The organism is Enterobacter sp. DN, from assembly GCF_046054285.1.
Lineage (GTDB): Bacteria > Pseudomonadota > Gammaproteobacteria > Enterobacterales > Enterobacteriaceae > Enterobacter > Enterobacter hormaechei_C.
Window position 1 is genome coordinate 59,771 of sequence record NZ_JBJJTG010000001.1, and the last position, 26,653, is coordinate 86,423.

Here is a 26,653-nt window from a genome sequence, read left to right on the forward strand (position 1 = left end):
AACAAAGCGATGTCGCTGGCTGACCAGGATATTGCTTAATTATTATTTCAATGGGAGGTGAGCGAGGTTTTGTAATTAAATAAAACAACCCTGTTAATATAATGCCTTATTTCCGATGGCGCGACGTCGTAAAAGTCAACACCCCTGCACTCAGGAGTAATATGCTGCTTAAAGCGAAGGTGCTCTGCCAGCCAAAGGTATCAAACACCACGCCACCCGCCGTTGAGCCAAGCGCAATAGAGAGTTGGATCACCGCGACCATTAGCCCGCCGCCAGCCTCGGCATCTTCCGGTAACGTACGGGCTATCCACGTCCACCAGCCGGTGGGGGCCGCAGTTGCCAGCATTCCCCAGAAACCTAACAGCAGGGCCACGATCCACAGGCTGTCCCCGGTGAGCATTAATACCCCTGCAAGCAGCGCCATAAGCAGCGGTATGGCCATTAAGGTGAGGTAAAACGCGGCATTCAGGACCAGCGCCACGATCAGCGTGCCGATGAAACCTGCGATACCGATAGTGAGCAGGATCAGCGATAAGCCGGAAGGACTGACGTGGGTGACGGTTTCGAGGAAGGGGCGCACATAGGTAAATAACGCAAACTGTCCCATGAAGAACAGGCCGCACGCCATCAGACCCACCGAAACCGCAGGCTGGTGGAGCAGGCGAAATACGCTTTTACGTGGCGACGGCCGCTGGTTCCCGCCCATGTTGGGCAGGCTAAAATATTGCCAGATGAACGCCACAATCGCCACGGGAACCAGGCAAAGAAACGCGCCGCGCCAGCCAATGGTCGAGCCGAGATAACTGCCCAGCGGGGCGGCGACCACCGTCGCCAGCGCGTTGCCGCCGTTAAAAATCGCCAGCGCACGAGAGACCTGATGCTGAGGCACCAGCCGAATGGCGGTGGCAGCAGACATCGACCAGAAACCGCCGATGGCGATGCCGATCAGCGCCCGGCCTGCCATATACATCAAAGCGTTTGGGGCGAAGGCGATAATGATCCCTGACAGCGCCATCAGGACGGTCATGCCTGAAAGAAGATGTTTGCGATTCATATTCCCGGCAAGCCGGGAAAGAAAAAGGCTGGTCAGGACAGCCAGCGCACCAGAGAGGGCGATCCCCTGGCCAGCCGTCCCCTCTGTCACCCCTAAATCTCTGGCGAGGGGCGTGAGCAGGCTGACGGGCATAAATTCCGAGGCAATGAGGACAAAAACGCACAGGGTCATGGCAAAAATACCGCCCCAGTGTGCACGCTCAGCATCACGGGATGAGGTTTGATTCAGTGTGGACATAGGTGTAATTCACGGCGAAGAGAAGATAAGCCCCCTGATTGCCGGGGGCTAAGAGAATTAATCCAGACTGGTTTTGAAAAACTGCCCGAACTGCGCGAACGGGATTTTCCCTGCGACGTTATCGTAGAGATCAACGTGATTCGCACCGGGAACAATCACCAGTTCCTTCTGTTTGCTGCCGACAGCTTTAAACGCATCTTCCGCAAAATAACGTGAGTGCGCGTTTTCACCGGTCACAATCAGCGTTGGGATGGTGATCTCCCCGGCATAGCTCAGCAGCGGCATATTCATAAAGGACAACGGCATGGTCGCGGTCCATGCGCCGGTGGAGTTTACGGAACGGGCATGGAAGCCGCGCGGCATACGGTAGTAATCATAGAACTCTTTCAGTACCGGATGCGGATCGGCGGGTAATGCTTCCGGCAGAATACGCCCGGCCGCCGTTACCTTACCGTTTTCATCGACATAAATATCGTGGCCGCCATGGGCGAAGGTGCCGCTTTCAGCATCTTTCCAGCGTTGCGCGTTCAGATACTGCAACACGGCCCGGCGATCGGCCGCTGAATAACGATCTCTCCCGTCGCCCACGCCGTGACCCATCGCGCGGCTCATATCGTACATTACGCTGGTGGCGACCGCCTTCACGCGGGTATCCATGGATGCCGCGTTCAGCGCCATACCGCCCCAGCCGCAGATCCCGAGAATGCCGATACGGTTACGGTCGACTTCTTTCTGTAATCCGAGGAAATCCACTGCGGCGCTAAAGTCTTCGGTGTTGATGTCAGGGGAGGCAACGTTACGCGGCTGGCCGCCGCTTTCACCCGTGTAGGATGGGTCGAAGGCCAGGGTCACGAACCCCTGTTCAGCCAGAGTCTGGGCGTAAAGACCACTGGATTGTTCTTTAACCGCACCGAATGGTCCACTGACGGCAATCGCCGCCAGCTTCTGGTCGCCGCTGTTCCTGGGAATGTACAGATCGCCGACCAGGGTGATCCCGTATCGGTTCTCGAACGTCACCTTGCGGTGGTCGACTTTATTGCTCTCGACGAAGGTCTTATCCCAGGTTGTCACCATCGAAACGGGGGCGGCAGGATTTCGTGTTTCTGCATAACTCATTGTTGTCACTCCACTTAATGATGCGCATAGCAGCAGCGCAACGGACAGTTTTTGGGTGAATGTTTGCATAAGAGGTACCGTGTGTTGTTGTAATGCGGTCATTATAGTTAGCAGAAATAGTGCTGATTAGAGGCCAAAGGCTGCTAGGATTAATATCATATTGTTATGAATTGATGAGGCATGATGGCGAAGCGGGAAAACTACAATGAGCTGTATCTGTTTATCCAGGTGGTGCGGGAGGGAAGCTTCACGGCAGCCGCGCAACGGCTCGGGCTGGCACAATCCGGGATCAGTCGATCGGTTCGCGAGCTGGAAGAGCGGCTGGGCGTTCGGCTTCTGGTGCGTACAACGCGCAAACTGTCGCTGACCCACGCCGGGGAGCAACTTTTCCAGACCGCTGGTTCAGCCTTTGATGCGCTCGATACCGGGCTGACCAGACTGGCGCATTACCGCCAGACGCCATCCGGCACGGTGCGCATTAATGCCAGCCAGCACGCCATCGAAAAATGCCTGCTGCCAAAGCTCGCTATCTTCAAACAGCGTTACCCGGATATCCGTCTGGAATTGATGAATGAGAGCCGGTTCGTGGATATCATTGCCGAGCGATTCGACGCGGGCGTCCGGCTTGGGCCGGAGGTGGGACAAGGAATGATTGCCGTGCGCATCACGCCCGATATGGAGATGGCTGTGGTTGCCGCTCCGGCGCATTTTCGGCGCTATGGTTTCCCGCAGACGCCCGCCGATCTGGATGCTCATCCCTGCATTGCTTACCAGTTTGCCGACGGTAACCACTATCAATGGGAGCTTGTTCAGGACGGGAAGCATGTTACTCACCGCCCGGAGGGGCAATGGGCCTTTTCCGACAGCTACATGGAGGCCGAAGCGGCCCGGCTGGGACTCGGGCTGGCCTATGTCCCGGTTGAGCTGGTGGCTGACGATCTGGAGCGTGGCACGCTCATACGCGTCTTACAGCGCTACAGCCTGCGGATGGACGGACTGTACCTCTATTATCCACACCGCAACGTATCCCCGGCGTTGAGAGCGGTGATTGATACGCTGAAAATTTAGGGTGCCTCTTCGCTACGGTCTATACAGCCCCTACGTTTGTGATACGCTACTATTTTATATAGCGCAGCTCAACTAAGGCTCTGAAATGACAAAAATAATGCCAGAATATACGGTAGTTGACTTATCACGTTGGGCAAGAAAGGAACACTTTGAAGTATTTCAGGGCTTTGCTCAATCTACATTTAACCAAACGGTTCAGCTGGACATTACCGTGCTGCTAAAGCATATCAAAGAGGTTGGCTGGAAATTTTATCCTGCGATTATTTCCCTTATTTCTGACGTCGTAAACCGGCATCCGGAATTCCGTATGGCCATGAAGGATGATGAGCTTGTAATATGGAATGAGGTTCATCCAAGCTATACCCTTTTCCATAAAGAAACGGAGACATTTTCATCGTTATGGAGTCATTACGATGGAAATATTCACCATTTTCAGCGCGTTTATGCAGAAGATGTTGCCCGCTATGGCAATATCCTTGCTTACTGGCCTAAAGAAGAGTCCCGGGAGAATATATTCTTCATATCGGATATTCCGTGGGTCAGTTTTAGCAGTTTTAACGTCAACGTCGCTAACATGCGGAATTTTTTTGCGCCCATGTTCACGTTTGGAAAATACTATAACCAGGATGGAAAGGTCTTGTTGCCTTTCGCCGTTCAGGTCCATCATTCTGTCTGTGACGGTTTCCATGTGGCCAGGCTGATCAACGAGTTACAAGAGTTGTGTGATAATTTACCGCACCATTCAGAGGCGCTCAACGTGTGATTCACGTGTTTTTAACATACGCCTGACGAGGGGAAATAATGGAACCGAATTTTACGCCAGAACAGATTGAAATGATTAACCGCATTGTTTTCGAGCAGATCGAGATCATGCATGAGAAAATGGCTGAAATAATCGCAGATACAGAGACGGTGGCGCATCAGCGCCTGAAGGATAACGGGATCACTATGACAGATTTCTACCCTGCGAATAAAAATTTCCTGATGATGACCCTTGTACAGGATCTGATAGATAAAGTGCACGGGGGCGATAAGGACCTGGCCAAAACAATGATAACCATGGAAGCAAAAAGGCTGAATATCAGCGTAAACGTTGAGGCGGACAAATCAAGATAACAGGACGTATTTTCAGGGTTACGGTTGATGAATATAAGGTTCAGCCGACCTTAATAAAGCCGCGAGCCGTTTCCGGCCCGCGGCGGAAGGACAGGTGATTAGACGTTCTGACGATCAGGCGGCTTTGACGGCCCGGATTTTTTTGCTGCTGTCCGCATCTGATGCTGTTTTATCCGTTTCAGCATTGAGCTCGGGAAGCTTGCTGGTACGCAGGATATGCTGCACGGACTCTTTCTGCTCGGCGAGATAAAGACCAAGGTTCTCCGCCTGCGTTTCATCCATCTGCATTCCGCTTTGCAACAGCCAGTCGGTAAACGCTTCTGCCATATCGAGCAGCTTGTCGTGAGCGTCAGCCTCTTTCTTACTGGCAAATGTCATTTTTTCTTCACCTTTTCTTACGACAACAAATTTTGTTTCAACAGCCATTGTGCACCCCCGTATACTGTAATTATATACAGTATAGCAGTTGTGACGTTGTGTTGCAGCAAAAATGTGCGAGCCTGGCCTGCACAACGGGTGGACAAGCCAGGTGCTGTTATCGGTACAGCGTTTTTTCGACAATCGGGATCAGCAAAGTGGACTGCCATTCCGCCAGCGTCAGCTGGGCAAGTTTACCCAGCGCGGTGTAGAACGGATGGGCCGCGTTTTCAACGAATACGCTAAGGAAACGCGTGCTCCATGGCAGCAGATGCCAGGCAAGAAGCTGGTCGCGTTCTGTTTCGCGACCGTTCTCGGCAAGCCATGCCGCCAGCATCAGCAACGTTCCGAAATGATCTTCGGGCTCATTCTGCTGCATCTCAAAGGCGATATGGTTTTCACGCATCCACTGACGCAACGCGAGGGTCGAATCGCCAAACAGCACGGACTCGCGATCAAGCCAGACCGAGCCCCACGGGGGGGCGGGCAGGGCATACGGGCCAATAAACAGACGCTGCCAGGCGTCTTTCAACGCTTCATCCGATGGGGTCTTAAACATACTGGCGACAGGCAGCAGATTTTCCTCCGCCAGCGGCCAGTCCTGAACCCAGTCACCTGCGGTCAGGGCACTCACCAGCGGCGCGGTCTGCTCGCTGTCTGGAGCGAAATAAAACAGCGCGCCCAGTACCCGGGCGCTGAACGCGAACGATTCGCGGTGTGAGACGTCATTCATTACAACTTTCCTTACTTGCGCGCGGGTAGCCCCGCGCACCTGTGTTAACCTGCAATTGCTAACCCTGCGGTCATATGCAGACCATAAAATAGCCCACGGCCAATCAGTTCACCCAGCGCCACCAGCACGACACCTGCAAACAGGCCGAGCGTTTTTGGCTCCTGACGACGAATCAGCGGGCAGATCCAGCAGCCTAAACCCGCCGCCAGCAACGCGATGCGCCATACCTGAAGCGAACCATAATCCAGAAGCAGGGCGTTAGCCTGCTGGATGGAACTGTGTATTGTCCCCAGCGTATTGCTTTGCAACACGACGACCGCCACGCAGACGATGAGTGCCAGTACGCTGACTGACGCGGCAAGAGTACCTTTGAATGTCACGTTTGCGACGCGTAGCAGCAGCGCGGCCAGCAGAGGACCAGCCAGAACCATCGTCAGGAAGAAGCTCAGCGTGGTGTAACCCGTATACCAGGTCGGGACCGTCTCTATCTGATAGACCCGGGTCATCGCCCAGACAAAAACAATGCCCAGGATCTGGCTGACAACCAGCCAGATTTTGCCCAAAGCTGGGGGCATTTTACCGATAACCGACACCAGCCACCAGAAACCGCCCACGGCAAAGAAGACCGAACCCGCCGCGATCTCATTACTCAGCGCTGACGCGCCCACGCGATTAAGTGAGTTGAAGGCACGCAGCGGGGAGCCAAGATGCAATACCGAGGCCATAAACCCAATACCCATTACCAGCCAGAGAAAAAACAGGCTGCGCACGATGCGCATTCTGGCCTTGTCATCATTTTCCTTAAGCCAGACGAAGCCCATCACGATTAACGCGCCGGCCACGCACTGCCCGAAAACGGTGAAGATCACCAGCGGCCATTCATGCCATCCACTTCCCATCTCACACCTCCTTCGGGTTTGCCAGGTAGCCGGTGGTGTCACCCGTCGGACGGCTGTTAGCGTTAGGTTTAATCACAATACTCGGCTTCGTGAAGTGCGCAGACGGCAGCGGCGCGACGGCAGCAAGCTGGCCGTGTTTTTTGCGCAGCGCCTCAATCGGGCCAAAGTCCAGCGCGCGCAGCGGGCAGGACTCGACGCAGATGGGCTTTTTGCCGTCCGCCACGCGGCTGTGGCAGCCGTCGCACTTGGTCATGTGGCCTTTGGCGGCATTGTACTGCGGCGCGCCGTACGGGCAGGCCATGTGGCAGTAGCGACAGCCGATGCAGACATCCTCGTCCACCACCACAAAACCGTCGTCGCGCTTGTGCATTGCCCCGCTCGGGCAGACCTTGGTGCAGGCCGGATCTTCGCAGTGGTTGCAGGCAATCGACAGGTAATAGGCGAAGACATTCTGATGCCAGACGCCGTTGTCCTCCTGCCAGTCGCCGCCCGCATATTCATAAATACGCCGGAAGCTGACGTCCGGGGTCAGATCTTTGTAATCCTTGCAGGCCAGCTCGCAGGTTTTACACCCGGTGCAGCGGCTGGAATCAATAAAAAATCCATACTGGGTAGTCATCGGTTAATCCTTATGCCTTCTCGATCTGCACCAGGTTCGTGTGCTGCGGGTTGCCCTTCGCCAGCGGTGACGGGCGGTGCGTGGTCAGGGTATTGATGCAGGAGCCGTGATCGACACGATCGCCATTCATGTTGGCGTCATGCCAGGCGCCCTGGCCCATCGCGCTTACGCCGGGCATGATGCGCGGGGTGACTTTCGCGGCAATACGCACTTCGCCGCGGTCGTTGAAGACGCGCACCATATCCCCGTTTTTGATTCCACGTTGCTCCGCATCCACAGGGTTAAGCCACACCTCCTGGCGACAGGCGGCCTGGAGCACATCCACGTTGCCGTAGCTGGAGTGGGTACGGGCTTTAAAGTGGAAACCGAACAGTTGCAGCGGGAACTTGCTGCGCTCGGGCGCGTCCCAGCCTTCAAAGGTTGAGGTATAGACCGGCAGCGGGGTGATGGTTTCGTCTTTTTGCAGTTCCCAGGTTGCCGCAATATCCGCCAGCTTGCTGGAGTAGATCTCGATTTTGCCCGACGGGGTTTTCAGCGGATTGGCATCCGGATCGTCACGGAATTTTTTATAGGCCACAAAATGTCCGTTAGGATCTTTGCGCTTATAAATACCCATTTTTTTCAGCGCATCGTAGGATGGCAGCAGCGGATCTTTGGCGACCATTTTGGCGTACAGGTAGCGCAGCCACTGCTCCTGCGTACGGCCTTCGGTGAATTTCTGATGGATATCCGGTCCGAGGCGTTTCGCCACTTCACTCATGATCCAGTAGATGGGCTTGCGCTCGAACTTCGGGGCGGTAACCGGCTGGAGAAAAATCAGGTATCCCATGTTGCCGGCGTAATCGTTGGGGATGATATCTTCCTGCTCGACGGTCATCAGGTCCGGCAGAACAATATCGGCATACTTCGCGGACGAGGTCATAAAGTTGTCGATGACGACGATCGTTTCGCACTTGTTCTCATCCTGCAAAATGTCGTGAGTTTTGTTGATATCGGAGTGCTGGTTGATGATGGTATTACCCGCGTAGTTCCAGATGAACTTGATCGGCACATCGAGCTTATCTTTGCCGCGTACGCCGTCGCGAAGGGCGGTCATCTCCGGTCCACGGGCAATGGCATCCGTCCAGCTGAAGCAGGAAATTTGCGTTTTCACCGGATTTTCCGGTAGCGGCATGCGTTCGATGGTGATGGTGTAGGTCGATTCGCGCGCGCCGCTGTTGCCGCCGTTAATACCGACGTTGCCGGTCAGGATCGGCAGCATGGCGATGGCGCGGGACGTTTGCTCCCCGTTAGCCTGACGCTGCGGGCCCCAGCCCTGGCAAATGTAGGCCGGTTTCGCCGAACCGATTTCACGGGCCAGCTTAATGATGCGATCGGCAGGGATGCCCGTTATGCGAGACGCCCACTCAGGGGTTTTCGCGGTTTTGTCATCACCCTGGCCGAGAATATAGGCTTTGTAATGACCATTAGCCGGTGCGCCTTCCGGCAGGGTTTTTTCGTCATAACCCACGCAGTATTTATCGAGGAAAGGTTGATCGACCAGATTTTCATTAATCAGCACCCACGCAATACCTGCCACCAGCGCGGCATCGGTGCCCGGACGAATCGGGATCCACTCGTCTTCACGCCCTGCGGCAGTGTCGGTGTAGCGCGGATCGATAACGATCATCCGCGCGTTTGACCGTTCGCGCGCCTGCTCAAGGTAGTAAGTGATCCCGCCGCCGCTCATGCGCGTTTCCGCCGGATTATTGCCGAACATCACGACCAGTTTGGTGTTTTCGATATCCGATGTGCTGTTGCCGTCGTTGCTGCCGTAGGTGTAGGGCATTGCGCAGGCGATCTGCGCGGTGCTGTAGGTGCCGTAGTGGCTGAGGAAGCCGCCGTAGCAGTTCATCAGGCGCGCGACCAGCGAGGCATAAGGGGAGGAGCGGGTGATGTTGCCGCCTACAATTCCGGAGGAGTAGTTAATGTAGACCGCTTCGTTGCCGTATTTTTCGACCACGCTTTTCAGGCTCGCGGCGATGGTGTCCAGCGCTTCTTCCCAGGTGATACGCTCAAACTTGCCTTCTCCGCGTTTGCCCACGCGTTTCATCGGATAGTTCAGACGGTCTGGGTGATTAATGCGACGGCGAATTGAACGGCCTCGCAGGCAGGCGCGAACCTGATGGTTGCCGTAAATATCCTCGCCGGTATTATCCGTTTCAACCCAGTAGACTTCGTCATCGCGAACGTGCAGACGCAGCGCGCAGCGGCTACCGCAGTTTACCGAGCAGGCGCCCCAGACGACTTTGTCTTCTGCGGGCTGAATAGCGGACTGCACAGCGGCGGCGGCGCTTTTCAGACCAAAAGGTAATGCGATCCCACCGGCGGCAAGCGCAAGGGATCCTATGGCAGTAGATTTAACCAGAGTTCGACGGCTTATACCGCCGTGATGTTCAACTTCGGACATAACTCACCCCATCATTGTTAATAATTATTTTCACCCGTGACTACAACCGGGCTAATGATGGGGGGAGTGTTACTTATTTAGAGGTATTAAATATTAATCCTCGTCAAATCAGGGGAATTGAGTGGGAAAATCATTGCGGCTCAGCGGGCGCATTCTCTTGCGTACCTGCGCCGCTCACCGGGTAGTTGCCGCTACTGGTGCGGGTGTACAAAATTTTGAAAGTATCGTTGGCACAATGCCCAACGACCTGCGCATCCGGCTGATCGGCCTGATCGTTCGGGACGATGTTCAGGGTAAAGCCAGACTCCGGTACGCCGTTGTTGATAATCTTCTGCTGAATGTCGCTTTTCACGCGCTCGCAGGAGTCCGGGGCCGCAAGAAGAGCGGGTGAAGCACTCATTAACAGCAGGGCGGTAATCCAGGGTAACCGTTTCATCTGTAGCTCCTTTTCACTGTGTAGACTGTAAGCATAGCAGGGTTAGGGTAAGCTTTTGTTTTTGGACCTGTCTTTCTGAATTGTCCTGGAGCCCTGCCTGCGTCATAAAATAAATTGCGAGTAATGGTGCTGATTGTCTACCAGATAAGAAGGCAGGGTGCGTTTTGATACCTCTTGCCTGACCAGTTTTCGGTCTCGTCCCCAGATATCTTCGGCGTTGGTAATAACCTTCATAATATGTTCCGGGTTATTAAATTCCGGCAGATCGTATTCGGTATGAGAAATGGTAGACATTTTTTCGGAAATTCTTTCTGGAGTCATTACCCATGAGAAATGCCAGCCGCCATCTTTCACAATTTTATTATTGATTTTTAGCCAGTTCCATTTAAACCATGACCAGTTTTTATCTTTGCGCGCACGCTTCCAGTTTCTGAAAGATTCAGGCTCACCGTGGAAGAAATGCTTAAGGTTGTAATAGGACGTCGCGCGGGGCAGGGTACATTTTCTCGGCGTACCATCCGTGTTGTGAACCTGGAGATTAAACTGATAGTTGAACACGTTTTGATGAATAGTCGTGCAGAGCGCGCGCGGATTAATGGCCCTGACCGTGTCGGGAGAGAAGATTTCGTCAACGTCTGACACCAGAATCAGATCGTCGTCTGCCGCGTCTTTTAACCCGTTCATAATGGAGTTGCGAAGCGCTGCTTCATTTGCCCAGGCATCAACCTGGTTATTATCCGCACGGTTTAAAATAGGCTGCGCGTCAAAAGGCACGTAAATGATTTTGTCTTTGAATTTGGCAAACTTTGTAATATCGAAATGCAATTCTCTCGGTATGCCCGTAAAAGAGTGTGTTGCTTCTACAATGACAAAACGGTCAACGACATCAGCGAGAGTATGTAATCTGATGTCGAGCAACATATCTTCGTCATAGTATAAAAAACAGTCGTAAATCATGATGTTAACCCGAAAATTTAAGAATATAATTTTATAATAGTGTGGAATCTTCCGCGCCCAAAGTAGCCACTTTGGCAGGTCTCGTCAATGCAAACGACGGATTTATACAGCGCAAAGAGTCAAATGAAGTGCTGTTATGTAAGTTGCTGTATTTGCTAATATGATTGTATCTCTCTTTGAACGGTAAATGATGTGAACAAATACGCAGCGATAACGCTACTGGCAACGGTACTGGTGGGATGCGACAACAACACCGCGCCGCTGTCATTTACGCCGGAGATGGCGAATTTTTCGAACGAGTTTGACTTTGATCCTCTGCGCGGGCCGGTGAAGGATTTTACCCAGACGCTGTTCAACGATAAGGGTGAAGTCTCTAAACGTGTGACCGGCACGATGTCAACGGAAGGGTGTTTCGATACGCTTGAACTGCACGATCTCGATGCTAATACGGGCGTTGCGCTGGTGCTGGATGCTAACTACTACATCGATGCAGAAACCCAGCAGCAGAAGGTAAAGTTGCAGGGGAAATGTCAGCTGGCGGAACTGCCGTCTGCCGGCCTGACGTGGGACACCGACGATAACGGGTTTGTGGTTGCCGCGCACAGCAAAGAGATGGAAGTGAAGTACCAGTATGACGCCGACGGCTACCCGCTGGGTAAAACTACGGTTTCCGGCGACAAGCGTTTATCGGTCAAGTCGGTGCCGTCGAAAGATCTGCGCAAGCGCATGGATTATACGGCGGTAAGCCTGTTGAACGATAAACCGATGGGCAATGTAAAGCAGAGCTGTGATTACGATCGCCACAATAACCCGGTGAGCTGTGAGCTGGTGATCACCGATGACAGCGTCAAACCTGCCGTTGAGCACAAGTACACCATCAAAAACAGCATTGAATATTATTGAGAATAAAACCGCGCAGGTTACTGCGCGGTGGGTTTAAGCAGGCTGGCGGAGGAGGACTTATGCCCGGCCAGATGCTGATGCTGGAAAATGCACATGCGGATGGTGTTACGGTATTCGCCGTTAATAAAGAACTCATGGATCAGTTCACCTTCCACCATAAAGCCCAGCTTACGGTAGATATGAATCGCTTTTTCGTTCTCTTTGTCGACGATAAGGTAAAGCTTGTAGAGATTCAGGACGTTAAACCCGTAATCCATCGCCAGCTTTGCCGCCCGCGACGCAAGACCTTTCCCCTGATGCTCCGGTGAAATAATGATCTGAAATTCTGCCCGACGGTGAACGTGGTTGATCTCAACCAGTTCAACCAGCCCGGCTTTCTCACCTTCGCACTCCACCACAAACCGGCGTTCACTCTGATCGTGGATATGCTTGTCGTAAAGATCGGACAGCTCGACAAACGCCTCATAAGGCTCTTCAAACCAGTAGCGCATCACGCTGGCATTGTTGTCGAGCTGGTGAACAAAGCGTAAATCTTCGCGCTCCAGCGGACGGAGCTTAACGTCACACGGCGTCGACATTACGGTGCTACCGTGCGGCCAGTACGACGATCCAGACAGCGCAGGGTGTTAGGCTCCCAGTAAGCGTTGACGTTGGCACTTTGCTGGCATTTGTCGCGGGCATCAAACGCGACGTCTTCTTTATCCCACTCTTTTTCCACGCGCTTATTCACTTTCTGACGCAGACTGCGGGTGTCATTCCATTGTTCTTTGTCCATGGCGGCGTTCTGACGGCTTTGCGCGCTGTCACCAGACTCAATGATGAGTTTGCTGGTTTCGGCTGATGCCGTTGCGGCGAAGGCGAACGATGACAGCGCCAGTACGGCTGTCAGACAAAGGCGTTTGCTTAATGTAGTCATAGCGTTTCCTTTAAACGGGTGCAGACAATCGGATTACCCCGTTGGATTCTACACCAATCCGAAAGGGTGTCATACCCGCGCGGCAGGTATGGGAACGATGTGAACATTATCGCGTATGATGTCTAAATCAATCCTCACGAAACGAGAAAAATGTTCAAAACGACGCTGCTTTTTTTCGCGACCGCGCTGTGCGAAATCATCGGATGCTTTTTGCCGTGGCTCTGGCTAAAGCGGGGCGCTTCCGCGCTGCTGCTGATCCCGGCGGGTGTGTCCCTGGCCCTTTTTGTCTGGCTGCTCACCCTGCATCCGGCCGCCAGCGGGAGGGTATATGCGGCCTACGGCGGAGTGTACGTCTGTACCGCGCTGCTGTGGCTGCGCGTTGTCGATGGCGTCAGGCTAAGCCTGTATGACTGGGCAGGCGCGCTGATTGCCCTGTGCGGCATGTTGATCATCGTGGCCGGTTGGGGACGCGCATAAGCGTCCTTATAGTGTGATCGCCCGCTGATTTTACGATCATTATACTTGTATGGTAGTAGTGTAGTTGCGTAAATTTCCTGCATCACAACGAGCGATGTAAGGAAATGGATTATGAAGATTGTCGGGGCTGAAGTATTTGTCACCTGCCCGGGGCGTAACTTTGTCACCCTTAAAATCACCACCGATGAGGGCATTGTCGGCCTGGGTGATGCCACGCTGAACGGACGTGAACTTTCCGTTGCCTCCTACCTGAAAGATCACCTGTGCCCTCAGTTGATTGGCCGCGATGCGCACCGCATCGAAGATATCTGGCAGTTCTTCTATAAAGGCGCTTACTGGCGTCGTGGTCCGGTCACCATGTCAGCGATTTCTGCCGTGGATATGGCGCTGTGGGACATTAAGGCGAAAGCCGCGAACATGCCGCTCTATCAGCTTCTGGGCGGAGCCTCCCGGGAAGAGGTGATGGTTTATTGTCACACCACCGGGCACACCATTGACGACGTGCTGGAAGATTATGCCCGTCATAAAGAGATGGGCTTCAAGGCAATTCGCGTGCAGTGCGGCGTGCCGGGAATGAAAACCACCTACGGCATGGCAAAAGGAAAAGGGCTGGCGTATGAGCCAGCGACCAAGGGCGCCTGGCCGGAAGAGCAGCTGTGGTCCACTGAAAAATACCTCGACTTCACGCCGAAACTGTTCGACGCAGTGCGCAGTCAGTTCGGCTTCAATGAACATCTCCTTCACGACATGCACCACCGTCTGACGCCCATCGAAGCGGCGCGATTCGGCAAAAGCATTGAAGAGTACCGTCTGTTCTGGATGGAAGATCCGACTCCCGCTGAAAACCAGGAGTGTTTCCGCCTGATCCGCCAGCACACCGTCACGCCAATTGCGGTGGGGGAAGTGTTCAACAGCATCTGGGACTGCAAGCAGCTGATTGAAGAGCAGCTCATTGACTATATCCGCGCCACCATAACCCATGCGGGCGGCATCACCGGGATGCGTCGCATTGCGGACTTTGCCTCACTTTATCAGGTGCGTACCGGCTCACACGGCCCGTCGGATCTGTCGCCGATTTGCCACGCCGCGGCGCTGCATTTTGACCTGTGGGTACCGAACTTTGGCGTGCAAGAGTATATGGGGTATTCGGAGCAGATGCTGGAAGTGTTCCCGCACAGCTGGCGCTTCGATAACGGCTATATGCACCCGGGCGACAAGCCAGGGCTGGGCATTGAGTTTGATGAGAAGCTGGCGGCGAAATACCCGTACGATCCGGCTTATCTGCCGGTGGCCCGTCTGGAAGACGGCACCCTCTGGAACTGGTAAACGAGGAGCGAATGATGAAAAGCGTAGTGATCCAACAGCCGGATGTGCTGGTGATTGAAGAGCGTCCTCTCCCGTTGCCGGGCGCAGGCGACGTCCGCGTCAAAATTAAGCTCGCCGGTATTTGCGGTTCAGACAGCCATATCTATCGCGGGCATAACCCGTTTGCGAAATACCCGCGGGTAATCGGTCACGAGTTCTTTGGCGAAATAGACGCGGTTGGCGAAGGCGTGGAGGGCACCCGACTGGGCCAGCGCGTTTCGGTTGATCCGGTGATCAGCTGCGGGCACTGCTACCCGTGTTCCGTTGGAAAACCGAACGTTTGTACTTCGCTGGTGGTGCTGGGCGTCCACCGTGACGGCGGCTTCAGCGAATACGCCGTGGTGCCGGCGAAAAATGCCTGGCGCATTCCGGATGCGATCCCTGACCACCACGCGGTGATGGTTGAGCCATTCACCATTGCCGCCAACGTAACGGGGCAGGCGAAACCCACCGAACAGGATGTGGCGCTGATTTACGGCGCAGGCCCGATGGGGCTGGTCACCGTGCAGGCGCTGAAGGGCGTTTACAAGGTGAAGCAGGTCATCGTGGTGGATCGCATTGATGAGCGGCTGGAGATGGCGCAACGCAGCGGCGCAGACTGGGTTTTCAACAACGGCGAGCAGTCCCTACAGACCGCGCTGGATGAAAAAGGCATCAAGCCGACGTTAATCATCGATGCTGCCTGTCATCCGTCCATTTTACAGGAAGCGATTACGCTGGCGTCTCCGGCGGCGCGCATCGTGCTGATGGGCTTCTCCAGCGACCCGAGCCAGATTGTGCAGCAGGGGATCACCGGCAAAGAGCTGTCGATCTTCTCTTCGCGCCTGAATGCCAACAAATTCCCGGTGGTCATTGACTGGCTGGAAAAAGGGCTGATCGACCCTGAAAAACTGGTCACCCATACATTTGACTATCACCACGTTACAGACGCCATCGAACTGTTTGAAAAAGACCAGCGGCAGTGCTGCAAAGTCTTGCTCACGTTCGACCAATAATAATTCACGCGGTTAAGAGCCTGCGAAGACAGGCTCTCAGTGGTACGCATCTTACCTTGCAGAGATAGCCATTATGACTCAAGCACAACCTCAAAGAAGTACGTCAGATCTGGTGAAAGCCGCCGTATCTGGCTGGCTGGGCACCGCCCTGGAGTTTATGGATTTCCAGCTCTACTCCCTTGGCGCCGCGCTGGTGTTTCATGAAATTTTCTTCCCTGAGCAGTCCGCGGCCATGGCGCTGATCCTGGCGATGGGCACCTACGGCGCAGGCTACATCGCGCGTATTGTCGGGGCATTTATCTTCGGCAGAATGGGCGACAGAATTGGCCGTAAAAAAGTGCTGTTTATCACCATCACCATGATGGGGATCTGCACCACCTTAATCGGCGTCCTGCCAACCTACGCGCAGATCGGGATTTTCGCACCGGTGCTGCTGGTGACGCTGCGTATTATTCAGGGGCTGGGCGCGGGGGCTGAAATCTCCGGCGCAGGCACCATGCTGGCCGAATACGCCCCGAAGGGTAAACGCGGCATCATCTCCTCGCTGGTGGCCATGGGCACCAACTGCGGGACGCTGAGCGCCACGGCGATCTGGGCCGTGATGTTCTTTGGCCTCGATCGTGAAGAACTTATTGCCTGGGGCTGGCGCGTGCCGTTCCTCGCCAGCGTGGTTGTGATGATCTTCGCCATCTGGCTGCGTATGAACCTTAAAGAGAGCCCGGTGTTTGAGAAGGTAAACGATGCCGAATCCGTTGCGCCGGTTGCTGCGCAGGATACCTCGGTCGGCGCGATGTTTAAGAGCAAATCGTTCTGGCTGGCGACGGGGCTGCGCTTTGGTCAGGCCGGTAACTCTGGGCTTATCCAGACCTTCCTTGCCGGGTACTTGGTACAGACGCTGTTATTTGATAAGGCGATCCCAACCGATGCGCTGATGATCAGCTCGATTCTTGGCTTCGTCTCCATCCCGCTGCTGGGCTGGCTGTCCGATAAAGTGGGGCGCCGTCTGCCATATATCATCCTTAACATTTCAGCCATTATTCTGGCTTACCCGATGCTGTCGATTATCGTCGATAAGAGTTACGCGCCGGGCGTGATTATGCTCTCTATCATCGTTATTCATAACTTTGCGGTGCTCGGGCTGTTTGCGCTGGAAAACATCACCATGGCGGAGATGTTTGGTTCGCGAAACCGCTTTACCCGCATGGCGATCTCCAAAGAGGCGGGCGGTCTCGTGGCGGTAGGCTTTGGTCCGGTGCTGGCGGGGATCTTCTGCAATATGACCGGGTCCTGGTGGCCGATTGTGGCGATGCTGGTGGCGTACTCGCTGATTGGGCTGGTCTCCGCTTTGCTGATGCCAGAAGTGCGCGACCGCGATTTGAGCCTGGTGGAAGATGCAGCTGGACCCCTGCGCCAGAGCGATACCGCAGCGAAGCAGAGGAAATATGGAGCCCTGTCATGAGTTTTATTAACGATAACTTTATGATTGGCAATGCGAGAGGTGTTGAACTTTATCGTAACGTCGCGAAAGCGCTGCCAATTATTGATTATCACTGTCACCTGGACGCGAAAGATATCTTCGAGAATAAAAATCTCGATAATATTACCGAACTCTGGCTGGCTGGCGATCATTATAAATGGCGCGCCATGCGCGCCAACGGTATTGACGAAAAATACATTACGGGCGATGCCCCGGCGGAGGATAAATTTGCGGCATGGGCTGAAACGGTCGAAGCGAGCTATGGAAATCCGCTCTATCACTGGACTCATTTAGAACTTCACCACTATTTTAACTGTGACGAACCGCTGGGCAGGCATAACTGGCGTGAAATAATGGAGCACTGTAATCTGCTATTGCAGCAGCCTGATTTTACGCCGAGGGAACTCATTAAACGCTCCAGGGTAGAAGTTATTTGCACGACAGATGCTCCGCTTGATGATTTACGCTACCATCAATTATTGCGTGATGACGCGACGTTCAACGTTAAGGTATTACCGACCTTTCGTCCGGACGATGTTTTTGCGCAAAACGCGGAACAGTTTGCCGACTTTATCGATCGATTAGGTGAGACGACAGGATCTAAAATCCAGACATTCAGCGATTTTGTTAAGGGAATGAGCCAGCGTATTGCCTGGTTCCACGAAATGGGGTGCCGAATTTCCGATCACGGACCCGTGGAGATCCATTTTCAGTCAGCAGATGAAAGACAGGTTGAATCCGTGTTTGCCCGAAAGCGCCGGGGTGAAAATCTGGACGCCCGTAATAATGCGATTCTTGACAGTGCCATTTTTATTATGCTGGCGCATAATTACAGGCAGCATAACTGGGCAATGCAGATACACTTCGGTGCGATTCGCAATAATAATTCCCGCATGTACCGTTCTTTGGGTAGTAATACTGGTTTTGACTCGCTGACCGATCAGTCGAATCTTGCGGCCAATCTCAACCAACTCCTGGATGCAATGGCGCAGGCTGAAGCTTTGCCCAAAACCATTCTATATAACCTCAACGCCAGCTATAACGATATTGTCGCGACGACTATCGCTAATTTTCAGACTGCGGAATTGGGCGTTAAATCGCCGATACAGTTTGGCTCCGGATGGTGGTTTAACGACACTCAACGCGGAATGGAAAACCAGCTACATAGCCTTGCGGATCAGGGGCTATTAATGAATTTTGTCGGTATGTTAACCGATTCCCGTAGTCTGGTTTCGTATACTCGCCACGATTATTTCCGACGTATTTTGTGCAATATCATTGGTGGCTGGGTGGAGCGTGGTGAAGTTCCGGATAATAACGCCATCCTAACGAAGATGGTTAAAAATATTTGCCATGATAATGCTGAAAACTATTTCAGATTCTAAATTCTACTCACTGAGTGGGGATGGAACATGTCTCGTACTGCAAAAAAAATTACTATTCCGGTTAGTATCGGCTACGGACTAACGGATATTATGGGCGGCGGTGCCTTTACCGTTATCGGTGCCTGGTTATTATTCTTCTATACGACATTTGTTGGGTTGTCACCGGTTGAAGCGGCGTCTATTGTTGCTATAGCGCGCATTGTCGATGCTATCGTTAGTTTGTTTATGGGAAGTTTCACTGACCATTTTTACAAAAACTATTTTGGTAAAAAATTTGGTCGCCGACGTTTCTTTTTGCTGATCGGTGCACCGTTGATGCTGGTCTATGCATTGCTGTGGCTTGATGGCATGACATACGGTTTTTATCTCGCCGTCTATCTTGCATTTGAAATTATTGCTGCAATGGTACTGATCCCGTGGGAAACGTTACCGTCAGAAATGACAAAAGACTTTAACCAGCGGACCAAACTCTCTACCTGTCGCATGTTTCTTTCAGCGTCCGGGACGTTTCTGGCGACATTTATTCCCGGATTACTGATAGGCTATTTCGGGGAAAACAGCGCCCATGCCTACCTCATAAACGGCGTTATTTTTGCTGTACTGTTTATGGTATGTGTATTCATCTCGTGGAAAGTGACCTGGGAACGCGAGTTGACGCCGGAAATGCTCTCCGGGTTGGAAAAAAACACACGCCCACAAACAGCAGGAGAGAAGCTGGCTGCCTTTGGACGACTTTTTAAGGAGTATGGTTCCACCCTGAAAATCCGGGCCTTCAGGAAACATCTCGCCATCTATCTGCTGTCGTTTACCGGCAAAGATGTCTACAACACGGTATTTGTATTTTTCTGCGTGTACTGTCTGAATGTCTCTTCCTCACTGGCAGGCACGCTGCTGTCGATGAGTATTGTGGGGCTGCCCGTCACGTTAATTGCGGGTATAGGGATCATCAGATATGGGCCATCAAAGCTATATGTATTTGCCTATTCACTGATGTTGCTCTGTTTGGGGGGCTTCTTTGCCGTGTACCAGATCCCTGCGCTGAATACCGTCGCGACGCTGGTCATTCTGGCCGGGGTGTATCAGGTGGGGCGCTGCGTCCTTGAGTTTACACCGTGGAACGTGTTCCCGTTCATTCCAGATATCGATGAAATGGTCAGCCGTCAGCGTCGTGAGGGACTGTTTGCTGCGGTAATGACATTCTCCCGAAAAACCACGGTCGCTATTGCCACCTTTATTGTGGGTCTCCTGTTACAAAGCGGCGGATTTGTAAAAGGGAGCCAGACGCAGCCAACCGAAGCCATCCACACCATCGCAATGCTGATGTTCATCGGCACTGCTGCCTTGCTTATCCTGGCCCTGTGGCAGGCTCTGACATTCAACCTGAACAAGCGTACGCACAAAATCTTTGTGGATGAGCTGGATCGCCTGAAAGCCAACGGCTCTCCCCAACGCGTATCCGCCGAAGCTCGTCGGGTCGTGGAAGATTTAATAGGCTATTCCTACGACAGGTTGTGGCGTGAGCCGACGGTCCGGTCCGGCGAGCAGACGGTGCGCACCCCTGTATGATCTGGTTTATATCTTTTGCCAGATGTCACACAACTTGATTTTTATATCACACCACTTGGCCGAAAGTTAATGTAAATCAATGTTCATGGCAGCATAACCAGTATTGTGATCGGCAGGATAAAGTAATGACACTGCCATTCTAGTTGGTTTAGTCAACCGGCGCAGCCGCACTGTCACCAGAGCGGCTGCGGATCTCAGCGTTCATAATTAATGAGTCTCAATCATGGAAAACCGTTTATTACAGGCGAAGGCAACGCGTCCTCAGTACGATCGCGACAGCCTCAAGGCACGCATTGTTCATTTAGGGTTTGGCGCGTTTCACCGTGCGCACCAGGCGGTGTACACCGATATACTCGCCGCAGAACAGGGCAGCGACTGGGGTTACTGCGAAGTTAACCTGATTGGCGGCGAACAGCAGATCGCCGATCTGAAGGCACAGGATAATCTTTATACCGTAGCAGAGATGTCTGCCGATGCGTGGACGGCGCGCGTGGTCGGCGTCGTCAAAAATGCGCTGCATGCGCAGGTCGACGGCCTTGAAACCGTGCTGGCGGCGCTGTGCGATCCGCAGGTCGCCATTGTTTCCCTGACCATCACCGAGAAAGGGTATTGCCACTCCCCGGCAACCGGACAACTGATGTTCGATCATCCGTTAATCGTTGCCGACCTGCAAAACCCCCATCAGCCGAAATCTGCGCCAGGCGTAGTGGTTGAAGCGCTGGCGCGGCGTAAGGCGGCGGGGCTGCCAGCATTCAGCGTGATGTCATGCGATAACATGCCGGAAAACGGCCACGTGATGCGCAATGTCACCTGCGCCTACGCGCGCGCTGTTGACGGCGAACTGGCCGACTGGATTGAAGCGAACGTCACCTTCCCGTCAACCATGGTGGACCGTATTGTGCCCGCCGTCACGGCTGAAACGCTGGATAAAATTGAACAGCTGACCGGCGTACGCGATCCGGCAGGTGTCGCCTGCGAGCCGTTCCGCCAGTGGGTGGTTGAAGATAATTTCGTCGCCGGACGTCCACAGTGGGAAAAGGCCGGTGCGGAACTGGTTTCTGATGTCATTCCGTTTGAAGAGATGAAGCTGCGTATGCTTAACGGCAGCCACTCGTTCCTGGCCTATCTCGGCTACCTGGCCGGTTATCAGCACATTAACGACTGCATGGAAGATGAACATTATCGCGCAGCCGCGCATGCGCTGATGCTGAAAGAGCAGGCGCCGACGCTGAAAGTGAAGGGGGTGGATTTAGCTCACTATGCCGACCAGCTGATCGCACGTTACAGCAATCCGGCCCTGCGTCACCGCACCTGGCAAATCGCCATGGACGGTAGCCAGAAATTGCCGCAGCGGATGCTCGATTCCGTGCGCTGGCACCTTGTCCACCAGAAACCCTTCCCGCTGCTGGCCCTCGGTGTTGCGGGCTGGATGCGTTATGTCGGCGGTGTGGATGAGCAGGGTAACGCGATTGAGGTGAGCGATCCGCAGCTGGCGGTGATTCAGGCGGCGGTAAACGGTAGCGCTGAAGGCGAAAGCCGCGTTAGCGCGCTGTTGGGCATTGAGGCTATTTTCGGTAACGAGCTGCCGAAGGACGCGGTGTTTGTGGCTGCGGTCATGCAGGCCTATCAAACGTTGCTGCAAAAAGGCGCGAAGGCCACGGTTGCTGAGTACGCCTCCCGGCTTTAACGCGATGACATGCCGCCGTCCGCGGCGGCATGTCGGGGCGCAGCTTAGTGCATCCCCAGGCGAATCAGCTCAATCGGTTCGAACTTACCTTCGCATCCTTCGACTTCAACCGTTTTACCACGGCGCACCTGCTCGGCATTAAGGCCGTCGCTGTGGATCGCTTTAATCACGCCGAACTGGCCTGTGCCGCTAATCATGACGCGGCTGCCAGTGGTGATTGCATTTCGGTTACGGTCGTATGTCATCATGGTATTTTCTCCTCTCGTACTTATCCGTTACGGCGCTAATTCAACGGCTGCCGTTCACGGGGCACTATTAATACGCCTCTCTTTAACGAAATTATTTGCTTTTGATCAAGCTCACACTTTTTTCTTATTTCATGCAGGCGTTGACGGTTCAGGACACCACTTTACAAAGCGGACAGTTATTTTCCTTAATTGATAGTTTCCGGGTGCAAGTGTTTAGGCTTTGTTTATATCCACAATGTCATTCTGGAGGCAGAAAATAACCCTTCATCGGAAAAGGAGTCAGGCTTATGTATAAGAAAATTTTGATGCCTGTTGATGTGTTTGAAATGGATTTGAGCGATAAAGCGGTACGCCACGCGGTCAACCTCGCGAAGGCGGAAGGCGCGACGATCACCCTGGTCAACATTCTCCCTAACAGCAGCCGTTCGTTACTGCGGGGGTTCAATGCCGATATTAAGAAGTTCGAAGAGTATATGACCGCCGAGTCTGATAAGAAGATGAAGGCGCTGAAACGGCTCTTTGATATGTCCCCGGACAATATTGACTGTGAAGTTCGCTTCGGCAACGTACGCGATGAAATCATCAAGCTCAGCAAAGAGGGGAAATACGACGTTATTGTTATCGGATCAAAAAATCCGAGCATTACAACCCATCTGCTGGGTTCGAATGCTGAAACTATCCTGCGCTACGCCACTATTCCGGTATTAGTGGTCCGCTAATTACTTCGCCGCAACCGAAAGGGGGCGGCGAGGTTTTATTCTTCGCTGAACCACTCGCGGTTTTCCTGGCGAATTAACTGAACTGGCTCACTAATTTCCTGAAGGTGAAGCGTCATCGCTTTATCTACGGCTTCCACGTCGCGTTTTTCCAGCGCGCTGAAAATATCATGATGCTGGCGCAGCAACATCTCTGGCGGAGAAACATGGTCGAGGCTCATGTAGCGCACGCGGTCGATGGTAGCTTTGATGTTTTCGACGGTATCCCACGCGAGCTGGCACTCGGCGATCTGCGCCAGTTTCTGGTGGAACTCGTCGTCCAGCTGGAAAAAGTCGTTTAACTGTTTGCGGTCGATGGCGATTCGTTGCTGATGCAGGTTTTGCTCCAGCAGGTAGCACTGGTTATCGTTGATGAGCGACGCGGCGCGACGCACCACGGCGCACTCGATGGCCTGGCGAACAAAACAGCCATTCCGTACCTGCGAAAGCGAAATTTTATTTACATAGCTGCCGCGCTGAGGGCGGATCTGAATAAGGCCGTTTTCTGCAAGCTTAATAAACGCCTCACGTACGGGCTGACGGGAAACGTCAAAACGTACCGAAACCTCTTTTTCTGAGAGTGGCGTTCCCGGTGGGATCAGGCAGCGAACAATATCACGGCGTAAGATGCGATAGATTTGCTGATTAACGGGCTGGGTAGGATTAAGTTGCGATTCAGCGGCCATGGGTTGTGATTTCTCAGAGAGTTAACCTGAACATACTACCATTCTTTTCCCTGCCATCACATACCCGGCCCGCAGGCCGGGTGGGGTAAATTAACCGCGATGCACGCTGAGTCCGGCATAGGTCTGGCTGACGGGCATCATCTCAACCGTATTGATGTTGACATGCTTCGGCAGATTCGCGACCCACCAGACGGTTTCGGTGATATCTTCCGGCGTCAGCGCATTCGCGTTTTCATAGGTTTTATCCGCTTTCGCGTCGTCGCCTTTGAAACGCACGTTGGAGAATTCAGTTCCGCCTACCAGACCCGGTTCAACATCGGTCACGCGGATCGCGGTTCCGTGCAGGTCGGTGCGCAGGTTCAGGCTGAACTGGCGGACAAAGGCTTTGGTCGCGCCATAGACGTTGCCGCCCGCGTAAGGCCAGCTTCCGGCGGTGGAACCGATGTTAATGATATGGCCACGGTTACGTTCAACCATGCCCGGCAGCACGGCGCGGGTCATGTACACCAGCCCTTTGTTGTTGGTGTCGATCATGTTTTCCCAGTCTTCCACGCTGGCTTTGTGGGCAGGCTCCATGCCCAGCGCCAGGCCAGCGTTATTGACCAGCACGTCAATTTCACGCCATTCGGCAGGCAGGTTGGCAATCATCTCTTCGATGGCGGCGCGGTTGCGGACGTCCAGCTGCGCGGTCAGAATGCTGTCACCCAGTTCGTCTTTTAGCTCCTGCAAACGCTCCTGACGACGCCCTGTTGCAATCACTTTGTGTCCGTTGGCGACGAAGCGACGCGTGATGCTTTCACCAAAACCCGCTGTCGCCCCGGTAACTAAAATAATCATCTCACTGTTCCTCAACGCTTTTTGTGTTGTACTAACATAGCACGCTCTCCGGCACGTCGTTAAGGCAACATTTGTATGACGCTATTGCAGGCCGGCGCAGGCTGGCCTACTCTGGGGAGAAATACCGTGCTCAGGAGTAAACGATGTCGGTCAACAATCCTTTTTTTGTAATTAGCCTGTTGCCTTATCAGGCGCCATGTTTTAATGCGATTAACGACAGCCATTATCGTCCGGCATTTGATGAAGCAATGCGCCTGAAGCGTGCAGACATTGACGCGATTATCGCGCAGCGCGCCGCGCCGGACTTCGACAATACCGTGCTGGCGCTGGAAAAGAGCGGGGCCATGCTGTCGCGCGTGAGCAGCGTGTTCTTCGCCATGACGTCCGCACACACCAACGATGATCTTCAGGCGCTGGACGAGCAGTTCTCCACCGAACTGGCCGGGCTGGCGAACGATATCTGGCTAAACGATACGCTTTTCGCCCGCGTGGAAGCCGTCTGGCAGGATCGCGAGGCGCTGGATGCCGAATCCCGACGACTGACGGAGGAGATGTATCAGCACTTTGTTCTTGCGGGCGCGCGTCTGAACGCCGATGAAAAAGCCGAGCTGAAAGCCCTGAATACCGAAGCCGCCACCCTGACCAGCCAGTTCAACCAGCGCCTGCTGGCGGCGAACAAGGCGGGAGGGCTGGTGGTGGACGATGTTCACCAGCTTGACGGGCTCAGTGCGGAGGAGGTGGCTGCCGCGGCTCACGCTGCCGCAGAAAAAGGGCTGACGGATCGCTGGCTGATCCCGCTTTTGAATACCACGCAACAGCCCGCGCTGGCGGCGCTGTCGTTGCGCGAGACCCGTAAAAAGTTATTCAGCGCGGGCTGGGAACGCACTCAGAAAGGCGACGAAAACGATACGCGCGAGCTGATCCATCGGCTTACCGCGTTACGGGCAAGACAGGCGCAGCTGCTCGGCTTTGACAACTATGCGAGCTGGAGCATTGCCGATCAGATGGCGAAAACGCCGGAAGCCGCGCTCGAATTCATGCGCGGGATAGTTCCTGCGGCACGCGGCAGGGCCGCGCTGGAGCAGGCGGATATCCAGAAGGTCATCGACGACGAGCAGGGTGGTTTTACGGTACAGGCCTGGGACTGGGCGTTTTATGCCGAACGCGTGCGCTCAGCGAAATACGCGCTGGATGAGTCGCAGATCAAACCCTATTTCGCGCTCAATACCGTGCTGGAAGATGGCGTATTCTGGACCGCCACGCAGCTGTTCGGTATCCGCTTTGTCGAGCGTTTTGATATTCCGGTTTACCACCCGGATGTTCGCGTGTGGGAGATTTTCGACCACACGGGTGAAGGCATGGCGCTGTTCTACGGCGACTTTTTCGCGCGTGATTCCAAAGCGGGCGGCGCGTGGATGGGGAATTTTGTTGAGCAGTCTTATGAGTTTGCCGCGCGTCCGGTGATTTATAACGTCTGCAACTATCAAAAACCGGCGAACGGGCAGACCGCGCTAATCTCCTGGGATGATGTGATTACCCTGTTCCACGAGTTTGGCCATACCCTGCATGGCCTGTTTGCCAGCCAGCGCTATGCCACGCTTTCAGGCACCAACACGCCGCGTGATTTCGTTGAATTTCCTTCGCAAATCAATGAACACTGGGCCAGCCATCCGCAGGTGTTTGCGCACTTTGCTCGTCACTATCAAACCGGCGAACCGATGCCGGATGCGCTGCGGGAAAAAATGCTCAATGCGACCCAGTTTAATAAGGGTTATGACATGACGGAGCTATTGAGCGCCGCGCTGCTGGATATGAACTGGCACGGCATTCAGGAGCCCGTTGAAGACGTGGAAGCCTTTGAAGCCGCCGCGTTGAAAAAAGAGGGGTTGGATCTTCCAGCCGTACCGCCGCGCTATCGCAGCAGCTATTTCGCCCACATCTTCGGCGGCGGCTACGCGGCGGGCTATTACGCCTATCTCTGGACGCAGATGCTGGCGGACGATGGCTACCAGTGGTTTGTCGAGCAGGGCGGTTTGACGCGCGAAAACGGACAGAAATTCCGCGAGGCGATTTTGTCCCGCGGCAACAGCACTGATTTAGCTGAACTTTACCGGAACTGGCGCGGGCACGATCCGAAGATCGAACCGATGCTGGAGAATCGCGGATTGAGTGCGTAAGGCTTTTTAGTGTGGGAACAGAACCGGGCGCGAGGCCCGGTTTTTTCTTTCCCAAAATGAATCCTTAATTCTGCGAAA

General features: G+C 53.9%; 27 protein-coding genes. 13 read left to right on the forward strand and 14 right to left on the reverse strand.

All coding sequences use genetic code 11. The features are described 5' to 3' along the window. Positions 1 to 106: 106 nt before the first annotated feature. On the reverse strand, positions 107 to 1,291 hold the full coding sequence (locus ACJTMZ_RS00300; RefSeq protein ID WP_150391157.1) for an MFS transporter: 1,185 nt from the start codon (positions 1,289 to 1,291) through the stop codon (positions 107 to 109). Positions 1,292 to 1,348: 57 nt separating this feature from the next. Then, positions 1,349 to 2,476: an alpha/beta hydrolase gene (locus ACJTMZ_RS00305; RefSeq protein WP_045907541.1), complete on the reverse strand. Its 1,128-nt coding sequence runs from the start codon at positions 2,474 to 2,476 to the stop codon at positions 1,349 to 1,351. A 114-nt stretch (positions 2,477 to 2,590) separates the two neighbouring features. Here ACJTMZ_RS00305 and ACJTMZ_RS00310 point away from each other — a divergent pair, with 114 nt between their 5' ends. From ACJTMZ_RS00310 to ACJTMZ_RS00320, 3 genes are all read left to right on the forward strand, one after another. Beyond that, on the forward strand, positions 2,591 to 3,475 hold the full coding sequence (locus tag ACJTMZ_RS00310; RefSeq protein ID WP_063659924.1) for a LysR family transcriptional regulator: 885 nt from the start codon (positions 2,591 to 2,593) through the stop codon (positions 3,473 to 3,475). A gap of 85 nt (positions 3,476 to 3,560) precedes the next feature. Beyond that, complete coding sequence (catA, locus tag ACJTMZ_RS00315; RefSeq protein ID WP_015570622.1) at positions 3,561 to 4,238, forward strand: type A chloramphenicol O-acetyltransferase; 678 nt, start codon at positions 3,561 to 3,563, stop codon at positions 4,236 to 4,238. Positions 4,239 to 4,276: 38 nt separating this feature from the next. Then, entirely contained in the window at positions 4,277 to 4,591 is a 315-nt protein-coding gene (locus ACJTMZ_RS00320; RefSeq protein WP_062938981.1) for a hypothetical protein, read from the forward strand. 114 nt (positions 4,592 to 4,705) lie between these two features. On the opposite strand, the gene ACJTMZ_RS00325 is transcribed toward ACJTMZ_RS00320, so the two are convergent. The 7 genes from ACJTMZ_RS00325 to ACJTMZ_RS00355 form a co-directional block, all read right to left on the reverse strand. Next, a complete protein-coding gene (locus tag ACJTMZ_RS00325; protein ID WP_017384548.1) occupies positions 4,706 to 5,017 on the reverse strand; it encodes a YebG family protein in 312 nt (103 codons plus the stop codon). Between the two features lie 109 nt (positions 5,018 to 5,126). After that, on the reverse strand, positions 5,127 to 5,741 hold the full coding sequence (dmsD, locus tag ACJTMZ_RS00330; RefSeq protein ID WP_017384547.1) for a Tat proofreading chaperone DmsD: 615 nt from the start codon (positions 5,739 to 5,741) through the stop codon (positions 5,127 to 5,129). A 44-nt stretch (positions 5,742 to 5,785) separates the two neighbouring features. Beyond that, on the reverse strand, positions 5,786 to 6,640 hold the full coding sequence (locus ACJTMZ_RS00335) for a dimethyl sulfoxide reductase anchor subunit family protein (RefSeq protein ID WP_246933754.1): 855 nt from the start codon (positions 6,638 to 6,640) through the stop codon (positions 5,786 to 5,788). 1 nt (position 6,641) lies between these two features. Beyond that, on the reverse strand, positions 6,642 to 7,259 hold the full coding sequence (locus tag ACJTMZ_RS00340; protein ID WP_252010572.1) for a DMSO/selenate family reductase complex B subunit: 618 nt from the start codon (positions 7,257 to 7,259) through the stop codon (positions 6,642 to 6,644). Between the two features lie 10 nt (positions 7,260 to 7,269). Then, on the reverse strand, positions 7,270 to 9,708 hold the full coding sequence (ynfE, locus tag ACJTMZ_RS00345; protein WP_126805272.1) for a selenate/tellurate reductase subunit YnfE: 2,439 nt from the start codon (positions 9,706 to 9,708) through the stop codon (positions 7,270 to 7,272). Positions 9,709 to 9,838: 130 nt separating this feature from the next. Continuing rightward, positions 9,839 to 10,144, reverse strand: a complete 306-nt coding sequence (locus tag ACJTMZ_RS00350; RefSeq protein ID WP_003857424.1) for a DUF1161 domain-containing protein — start codon at positions 10,142 to 10,144, stop codon at positions 9,839 to 9,841. Positions 10,145 to 10,246: 102 nt separating this feature from the next. Continuing rightward, the gene (locus tag ACJTMZ_RS00355; RefSeq protein WP_003857421.1) at positions 10,247 to 11,101 is read right to left on the reverse strand and encodes a benzoate transporter; all 855 of its coding nucleotides are present in this window, start codon (positions 11,099 to 11,101) and stop codon (positions 10,247 to 10,249) included. 192 nt (positions 11,102 to 11,293) lie between these two features. On the opposite strand from ACJTMZ_RS00355, the gene ACJTMZ_RS00360 reads away from it, so the two are divergent. After that, the gene (locus tag ACJTMZ_RS00360; RefSeq protein WP_408626796.1) at positions 11,294 to 12,004 is read left to right on the forward strand and encodes a YnfC family lipoprotein; all 711 of its coding nucleotides are present in this window, start codon (positions 11,294 to 11,296) and stop codon (positions 12,002 to 12,004) included. 17 nt (positions 12,005 to 12,021) lie between these two features. Here ACJTMZ_RS00360 and speG read toward each other — a convergent pair whose 3' ends face one another. Next, positions 12,022 to 12,582 carry a spermidine N1-acetyltransferase gene (gene speG / locus ACJTMZ_RS00365; RefSeq protein ID WP_003857416.1) on the reverse strand — a complete coding sequence of 187 codons (561 nt, stop codon included), beginning with the start codon at positions 12,580 to 12,582 and terminating at the stop codon, positions 12,022 to 12,024. Next, a complete protein-coding gene (locus ACJTMZ_RS00370) occupies positions 12,582 to 12,920 on the reverse strand; it encodes a DUF1283 family protein (protein WP_006808856.1) in 339 nt (112 codons plus the stop codon). Before ACJTMZ_RS00370 ends, speG begins: the two co-directional genes overlap by 1 nt. A 150-nt stretch (positions 12,921 to 13,070) precedes the next feature. Here ACJTMZ_RS00370 and ACJTMZ_RS00375 point away from each other — a divergent pair, with 150 nt between their 5' ends. The 7 genes from ACJTMZ_RS00375 (at position 13,071) to ACJTMZ_RS00405 (ending at position 21,872) form a co-directional block, all read left to right on the forward strand. Further along, positions 13,071 to 13,397 (forward strand): YnfA family protein, encoded by a 327-nt coding sequence (locus ACJTMZ_RS00375; RefSeq protein ID WP_003857412.1) that lies wholly within the window; start codon positions 13,071 to 13,073, stop codon positions 13,395 to 13,397. 111 nt (positions 13,398 to 13,508) lie between these two features. Beyond that, complete coding sequence (gene manD / locus ACJTMZ_RS00380) at positions 13,509 to 14,723, forward strand: D-mannonate dehydratase ManD (RefSeq protein WP_408626797.1); 1,215 nt, start codon at positions 13,509 to 13,511, stop codon at positions 14,721 to 14,723. Between the two features lie 14 nt (positions 14,724 to 14,737). Further along, positions 14,738 to 15,757 (forward strand): Zn-dependent oxidoreductase, encoded by a 1,020-nt coding sequence (locus ACJTMZ_RS00385; protein WP_033486750.1) that lies wholly within the window; start codon positions 14,738 to 14,740, stop codon positions 15,755 to 15,757. 73 nt (positions 15,758 to 15,830) lie between these two features. Then, positions 15,831 to 17,216 (forward strand): MFS transporter, encoded by a 1,386-nt coding sequence (locus ACJTMZ_RS00390; RefSeq protein WP_408626798.1) that lies wholly within the window; start codon positions 15,831 to 15,833, stop codon positions 17,214 to 17,216. Then, on the forward strand, positions 17,213 to 18,619 hold the full coding sequence (uxaC, locus tag ACJTMZ_RS00395) for a glucuronate isomerase (RefSeq protein WP_047726504.1): 1,407 nt from the start codon (positions 17,213 to 17,215) through the stop codon (positions 18,617 to 18,619). The genes ACJTMZ_RS00390 and uxaC overlap by 4 nt, the downstream gene beginning before the upstream one ends. 27 nt (positions 18,620 to 18,646) lie before the next feature. Continuing rightward, positions 18,647 to 20,185: an MFS transporter gene (locus tag ACJTMZ_RS00400; RefSeq protein ID WP_252010573.1), complete on the forward strand. Its 1,539-nt coding sequence runs from the start codon at positions 18,647 to 18,649 to the stop codon at positions 20,183 to 20,185. A 223-nt stretch (positions 20,186 to 20,408) separates the two neighbouring features. Further along, positions 20,409 to 21,872 (forward strand): mannitol dehydrogenase family protein, encoded by a 1,464-nt coding sequence (locus ACJTMZ_RS00405; protein WP_015570612.1) that lies wholly within the window; start codon positions 20,409 to 20,411, stop codon positions 21,870 to 21,872. 44 nt (positions 21,873 to 21,916) lie between these two features. On the opposite strand, the gene ydfZ is transcribed toward ACJTMZ_RS00405, so the two are convergent. Next, positions 21,917 to 22,120: a putative selenium delivery protein YdfZ gene (gene ydfZ, locus ACJTMZ_RS00410; RefSeq protein ID WP_003857405.1), complete on the reverse strand. Its 204-nt coding sequence runs from the start codon at positions 22,118 to 22,120 to the stop codon at positions 21,917 to 21,919. A gap of 287 nt (positions 22,121 to 22,407) precedes the next feature. Between ydfZ and ACJTMZ_RS00415 the strand changes: the two genes are divergently transcribed. Further along, the gene (locus tag ACJTMZ_RS00415; protein WP_015570611.1) at positions 22,408 to 22,839 is read left to right on the forward strand and encodes a universal stress protein; all 432 of its coding nucleotides are present in this window, start codon (positions 22,408 to 22,410) and stop codon (positions 22,837 to 22,839) included. A gap of 35 nt (positions 22,840 to 22,874) precedes the next feature. Here the strand turns inward: ACJTMZ_RS00415 and ACJTMZ_RS00420 are convergent, their stop codons facing one another. Together ACJTMZ_RS00420 and ydfG are read right to left on the reverse strand one after the other, a co-directional pair. Then, positions 22,875 to 23,561 carry a GntR family transcriptional regulator gene (locus ACJTMZ_RS00420; RefSeq protein ID WP_408626799.1) on the reverse strand — a complete coding sequence of 229 codons (687 nt, stop codon included), beginning with the start codon at positions 23,559 to 23,561 and terminating at the stop codon, positions 22,875 to 22,877. Positions 23,562 to 23,651: 90 nt separating this feature from the next. Next, positions 23,652 to 24,398 carry a bifunctional NADP-dependent 3-hydroxy acid dehydrogenase/3-hydroxypropionate dehydrogenase YdfG gene (ydfG, locus tag ACJTMZ_RS00425; RefSeq protein WP_015570609.1) on the reverse strand — a complete coding sequence of 249 codons (747 nt, stop codon included), beginning with the start codon at positions 24,396 to 24,398 and terminating at the stop codon, positions 23,652 to 23,654. A 143-nt stretch (positions 24,399 to 24,541) separates the two neighbouring features. Here ydfG and dcp point away from each other — a divergent pair, with 143 nt between their 5' ends. Beyond that, complete coding sequence (gene dcp / locus ACJTMZ_RS00430) at positions 24,542 to 26,575, forward strand: peptidyl-dipeptidase Dcp (protein ID WP_252010574.1); 2,034 nt, start codon at positions 24,542 to 24,544, stop codon at positions 26,573 to 26,575. The last annotated feature ends 78 nt before the right edge of the window (positions 26,576 to 26,653 follow it).